This window comes from Mesorhizobium sp. M4A.F.Ca.ET.020.02.1.1, assembly GCF_004022645.1.
GTDB lineage: Bacteria > Pseudomonadota > Alphaproteobacteria > Rhizobiales > Rhizobiaceae > Mesorhizobium.
Map to the genome: position 1 here is coordinate 1 of NZ_RZOI01000386.1, position 5,701 is coordinate 5,701.

Here is a 5,701-nt window from a genome sequence, read left to right on the forward strand (position 1 = left end):
GCTCGACGATGGCGAGGCGACGCGGCAGGTCGGCGAAGAAGACCGCCGAGCCCGGCACGAAGACGGCGTTGCGGCGTGGCTCGCTGGCCGGATCGGCGCCGGTGTAGTGGAAGCCGGCAATGCCGTGGGTCTGGTGGCAGCCGGTGCAGCTCATCTCGTTGAGGCGCAGATTGAAGCCGGCCACTGACTTTATGGTGCGCAGCGCGTTGCCGCTGGCGACATAGTCCTTCAGCGCCTTGTCGACCGCGGCATCGTCGAGCAAGCCATAAGCGATGTTGTTCTGCGAGCGCGCCATGCCGCCCGGCGCCACGGAGACGGCGCTGGTTGCCAGGAATTTTTCGTCGACGATCAGCCGGCCGCGATCGAGATCGTAGATGTTGCGGTCGGTGAGCAGCCATTTGGCGAAGGCCTGCCGGTCGGCCAGCACCGTCTTGCGGTCGATCTGGTTCTCCATCCGCGATTCCTGGAAGGTGGCGGTGGCCGGATCCCATTTGAAGATCTTGAGCAGATATTCGGCGTGGCCGCCGAAATCGCGGCGCGTCGAGGCCGACAGGCGCAGCACCTGCATGTTGAGCTCGAGCCGCATGATCTGCGAGGAATTGAGCATGGCGCCCGACAGCGGGCCATCCTCGGAGCGCAGCCAAGCCGCAAGCTGCTCAGGTGGAAGGTCTTTTCCGCCGGCCGCCAACCAGCGCCTGGCGACGTCGGCGCAGGACCCATCGGCGGCGCGCGGGCGATCCTTGGAGGCGCGGCCCGTCGCGGTCTTCGGCCTGGCGTTGAAGACCAGGCTCATTGTCAGCGGCAGGCGCGAGGAGACACGCTCTCCGGGCTTTTCCTCGACCGAATAGTGGAAACGGTAGATCAGCCGGATCTCGCCGCATTCGGTGTGGCCGAGATAGCCGCGATCCATGCGGTTGACGACGCCGGTGAGGTCCAGCGTCGAGCCGTTGTCGTCGATGTATTTCGGATTGAACTTCTGGCTTGCGTCCTTGGACTTCGCCAATCCGGCAACATAGGGATCTGGGCTTGTCGCCGGCTCGTCGGCGATCTCCTGCTTGACGGCATTGCGCACCGGCGTCAGCGCGCGCACCGAAAACAGGCCGCGATTGTCGACATCGCGTGTCAGCCCGATCGCCGGCCCGAGCAAGCGGCTGATCGACAGACCGCCGCGCTCAAGCGCCTGCAGGGTCGCGGGATCGGTGACGGCGACGCTGGAATCGAGCGTAGCGGCAGGCGCCGCCCCAGCGCCGAAACCGGCCAACACCAGCAGAAACAGGAAACGGCCGATCGTCCGCAAGCGCCCCTCGCATCCCCTTGTCCGGGCGCCATGCTACAGGCCTTGTCCGGTCTCGGCCATAGTGCTCGAGCCGCTCATTCCAGCACCGGTTGCAAGCGAAAAATGCTGTGACTTGCTGCAACCATTGGGATAATTGTTGGTTGGGTCTGATTGGCACCAGGATGCCGGCCTGGCCGTTTGGAAATTCGCATCGCGAGGAGTTGCCATGCTCTGGAGAGGCCGTCGTCAGAGTGACAACGTCGAGGACGAGCGCAGCGACACCGGTGGCGGCGGCGGATTCGGCGGCGGCAGCCCCGGCCAGTTCCGCATTCCGATCGGTGGGCGCGCCGGCGGCGGTTCCAGCCTCTTCATCGTCATCCTGGTTGTGCTGGCCGGATGGTATTTCGGCTTCGATCCTTCACAGATACTGGGCGGCGGCGACAGTGGCGGCCAGATCACCGACGACAGCGGCAGCGAAGTCGGCGGAGGAGAGCCGGCTTCCGACGAGATGAAGCAGTTCGTCTCGACCGTGCTCGCCGAAACCGAGGACACTTGGAAAGGCATCTTCCAGGCCAATGGCCGGACCTATGAGGATCCGAAGCTGGTGCTGTTCAGCAGCCAGATCCGCTCGGCCTGCGGCTTCGCCTCGGCTGCGGCCGGACCGTTCTATTGTCCTGGCGACCACAAGGTCTACCTCGACATGACTTTCTTCCAGCAGCTCGACCAGCAGTTCGGCGCTTCCGGCGAATTTGCCCGGGCCTATGTGATCGCGCATGAGGTCGGCCACCATGTGCAGAATCTCACCGGCATCCTGCCCAAATTCAACAAGATGCGGCAGGGGATGAGCGAGGCCGACGCCAACCACATGTCGATGCAGGTGGAGTTGCAGGCCGACTGCTTCGCCGGTGTCTGGGCGCATTACACCGCGCAGAAGGGCATTTTGGAACAGGGCGACATCGAGAGCGCTCTCAATGCCGCCAAGCAGATCGGCGACGACACGCTTCAAAAGAAGATGCAGGGCTACGTCGTGCCGGAAAGCTTCAACCACGGCACCTCGCAGCAGCGTCAGACCTGGCTGGCGCGCGGCTACAAGAGCGGCAAGCTTTCGGACTGCGACACGTTCAACAACCCAATTTGAGGCGACATCCGCTTCGTTCCGCGCGATCAAGGATCGGCCACCACGGCAACTGATGTCAGGATGAGGCAGTTGCCGTCGTTCCCTTATTGTTCTTGGCGGCGGGCTCGCCTATAAGGTGCACCCGCCTTTGCTGCAAGGCGGCCGAGGAGCTTGACACCAGTATGATCGACCCGAAAACCGCCAGGCGGGGCCTTGCGCTCGTTTTCACGACGCTGCTGCTCGACATCATCGGCTTCGGCATCATCATGCCGGTGCTGCCGGCCTATCTGCAGGAACTGACCGGCGTCGGCGTCAGCGAAGCGGCGATCGAAGGCGGTTGGCTGTTCTTCGCCTATGCGGCGATGCAGTTCGTCTTCGCGCCGGTCATTGGCGGATTGAGCGACCGGTTCGGACGACGGCCGGTCCTGCTTGCCTCCGTGCTCACCTTTTCGATCGACAATCTGATCTGCGCCATCGCCTGGTCCTATCCGATGCTGTTCATCGGGCGTGTGCTGGCCGGCATCTCGGGCGCCAGTTATTCGACGACATCGGCCTTCATCGCCGACATCTCGACCGACGAGAACCGGGCGAAGAATTTCGGTCTGCTCGGCATCGCCTTCGGCGTCGGTTTCGTCATCGGGCCGGTGCTGGGCGGCCTGCTCGGCACGTTCGGTCCGCGCGTGCCCTTCTATTTCGCCGCCGGGCTTGCCTTGGTGAACTTCGTGATCGCGCTGTTCCTGCTGCCGGAGACGCTCGACGACAAGCATCGCCGCCGCTTCGAGTGGAAACGCGCCAACCCGGTCGGCACGCTCATCCAGATGCGCAACTACCACGGCATCGGCTGGATCGGCCTGGTCTTCTTCCTGATGACGCTCGGACACATGATGTACCCGGCGGTGTGGTCGTTCGTGTCCAATTATCGCTATGGCTGGAGCGAGCAACAGATAGGCTTCTCGCTCGGCGCCTTCGGAATGTGCGGGGCGATCGTGATGGCCACCGTCCTGCCGCGCGTCATCCCGAAGCTCGGCGAGTGGAAGACGGCGGCGATCGGCCTGACCTTCACCGCGCTAAGCGCCTTCGGCTACGCCTTCGCCTCGCAGGGCTGGATGATATATGCGGTGATCGTTGTCGGCTGCCTGGAGGCGCTGGCCGACCCGCCGCTGAGAAGCCTCGCCGCCGCCAAGGTGCCGCCTTCAGCGCAGGGCGAACTGCAGGGGGCGATGACGTCGATCTTTTCGATCACCTCGATCATCACACCGCTGCTCTACACGGGGATCTTCTCGTGGTTCACCGGGCCGAGCGCGCCGGTCGTGTTCGGCGGCGCACCCTATCTGCTGGGTGCGGTCTTCCTCACCCTGGCGGTGATCGTCTTCGTCACGAAAGTCGCCAAGCCGACGCCGAAGGAGGTTGAGCGCATGCACGCGCAGGAGGCCGTGACCGATCCGGCTTGAGGCGTGTTGGTATTCATGTGATGCCGGCCTGCAAATAGCGGTTTCCTGCGCTTCCGGTGCTCACGTACTTCAAGTACGCTCCGCTCCGGTTCTCGGAAACCGCCATTTTCGACTCGGCCTGACCTGAATCTCAACACGCCTTGGGTCGCTAGGCGCGCTCGGCCAGCAATTCTTCGCCACGCTTCTCGCGGATGAGGTTGACGAAGCGGCGGAACAAATAGTGCGAATCCTGCGGGCCGGGCGAGGCCTCGGGGTGATGCTGGACCGAGAACACCGGACGGCCGGTGAGCGCGATACCGCAGTTCGAGCCGTCGAACAGCGAGACATGGGTCTCCTCCACGCCTTCCGGCAGCGAGTCGGCGTCGACCGCGAAACCATGGTTCATCGAGACGATCTCGACCTTGCCGGTGGTGTGGTCCTTGACCGGATGGTTGGCGCCGTGATGACCCTGATGCATCTTGGCGGTCCTGCCGCCCAGCGCCAGCGCCAGCATCTGGTGGCCAAGGCAAATGCCGAACACCGGGATTTCGGTCTTGAGCAGGTCCTGGATCACAGGCACCGCGTAGTCGCCGGTGGCTTCCGGATCGCCGGGACCGTTGGAGAGGAAGATGCCGTCCGGCTTCATGGCGAGGATTTCCTCCGCGCCGGTCTTGGCCGGCACGACGGTGACCTTGGCGCCGAGGCCGGCGAGCAGGCGCAGGATGTTGCGCTTGACGCCGTAGTCAATGGCGACGACATGCAGCGACGGCTTGTCCTGTTCGCCGAAGCCTTCGTTCCAGACCCAGGGCGTCTCGCGCCAGACGGAGGATTGGCCCGAGGTGACGTCCTTGGCGAGGTCGAGGCCGATCAAGCCCGACCAGGCGGCGGCGCGCCGCTTCAGATCGTCGAGGTCGAAGACGCCGTCCGGCGCATGCGCGATGACGGCGTTGGGCATGCCTTTCTCGCGAATAAGCGCGGTCAGCGCGCGCGTGTCTATGCCCGTGAGCGCGACGATGCCGCGCTTCTTCAGCCACTGGTCGAGATGGCCGGCGGCGCGGTAGTTGGACGGGTTGGTGACATCGGCCTTGAACACGGCGCCGACGGCGCCGGCGCGGGCGACCGGGTTGAGGTCCTCGATGTCCTCGTCATTGGTGCCGATATTGCCGATATGCGGGAAGGTGAAGGTGACGATCTGGCCAGCATAGGAGGGATCGGTGAGGATCTCCTGGTAGCCGGTAAGCGCGGTGTTGAAGCAGACTTCGGCGACCGCCGATCCGGTGGCGCCAAGGCCGCGGCCTTCGATGACGGTACCGTCGGCAAGCACCAAAAGCGCAGTCGGCTTTTCGGTATTCCAGGGGGCAGTCATCGTCGCCATGGCGGCACTCCTGTCAACCTGCGCGCTTCGGATCCATTCGCGCAGCAAACGGCGCGAAGCAGCGATTTCTCCGGCTTCCGCGCGTCAATTCATTGTCTCATGCAGGACCGAGTACATAGGCGAAGGCGCAAGAGTGGTCAATGAGGAGGCCGCAAACCGGCCTGAATCTGTTTCGTCAAGCAATATCAGTGGCTTGCTGGGATTTGCCTTACGGGTTCGGCAAAGCTATTGTCCGCCGCGTTCGAAGGAGAAGCACGATGCGCGAAAAAATCGCCGAATCCCTGAAGAGCGCGATGAAGGCGCAGGACAAGCACCGCTTGCCCACCCTGCGGCTGATCCAGGCCGCCATCCACGACCGTGACATCGCCAATCGCGGCGCCGGCAAGCCGGCCGCGAGCGAAGAAGAGATCCTGCAGATCCTGGCCAAGATGGTGAAGCAGCGCGAGGAATCGGCCAAGGCTTTCGAGGACGGCAAGCGGCCGGAGCTCGCTGCGCAGGAGCGT

The 5,701-nt window shown here is 64.0% G+C and carries 4 protein-coding genes and 1 pseudogene; 3 read left to right on the top strand and 2 right to left on the bottom strand.

From position 1 onward, the window contains the following. A pseudogene (locus tag EN742_RS21840) lies at positions 1 to 1,297 on the bottom strand (hypothetical protein); the annotation flags it as partial. A 205-nt stretch (positions 1,298 to 1,502) separates the two neighbouring features. On the opposite strand from EN742_RS21840, the gene EN742_RS21845 reads away from it, so the two are divergent. Both EN742_RS21845 and EN742_RS21850 read left to right on the top strand, forming a co-directional pair. Then, the gene (locus EN742_RS21845; protein ID WP_128333263.1) at positions 1,503 to 2,414 is read left to right on the top strand and encodes a neutral zinc metallopeptidase; all 912 of its coding nucleotides are present in this window, start codon (positions 1,503 to 1,505) and stop codon (positions 2,412 to 2,414) included. Positions 2,415 to 2,575: 161 nt separating this feature from the next. Beyond that, positions 2,576 to 3,844: a TCR/Tet family MFS transporter gene (locus EN742_RS21850; RefSeq protein WP_126058781.1), complete on the top strand. Its 1,269-nt coding sequence runs from the start codon at positions 2,576 to 2,578 to the stop codon at positions 3,842 to 3,844. A gap of 148 nt (positions 3,845 to 3,992) precedes the next feature. Here EN742_RS21850 and carA read toward each other — a convergent pair whose 3' ends face one another. Next, positions 3,993 to 5,198 carry a glutamine-hydrolyzing carbamoyl-phosphate synthase small subunit gene (gene carA, locus EN742_RS21855; RefSeq protein ID WP_126058782.1) on the bottom strand — a complete coding sequence of 402 codons (1,206 nt, stop codon included), beginning with the start codon at positions 5,196 to 5,198 and terminating at the stop codon, positions 3,993 to 3,995. Positions 5,199 to 5,455: 257 nt separating this feature from the next. On the opposite strand from carA, the gene EN742_RS21860 reads away from it, so the two are divergent. Further along, positions 5,456 to 5,701 (top strand): GatB/YqeY domain-containing protein (locus EN742_RS21860; protein ID WP_189375513.1); only part of this gene is annotated, 246 nt, incomplete at its 3' end.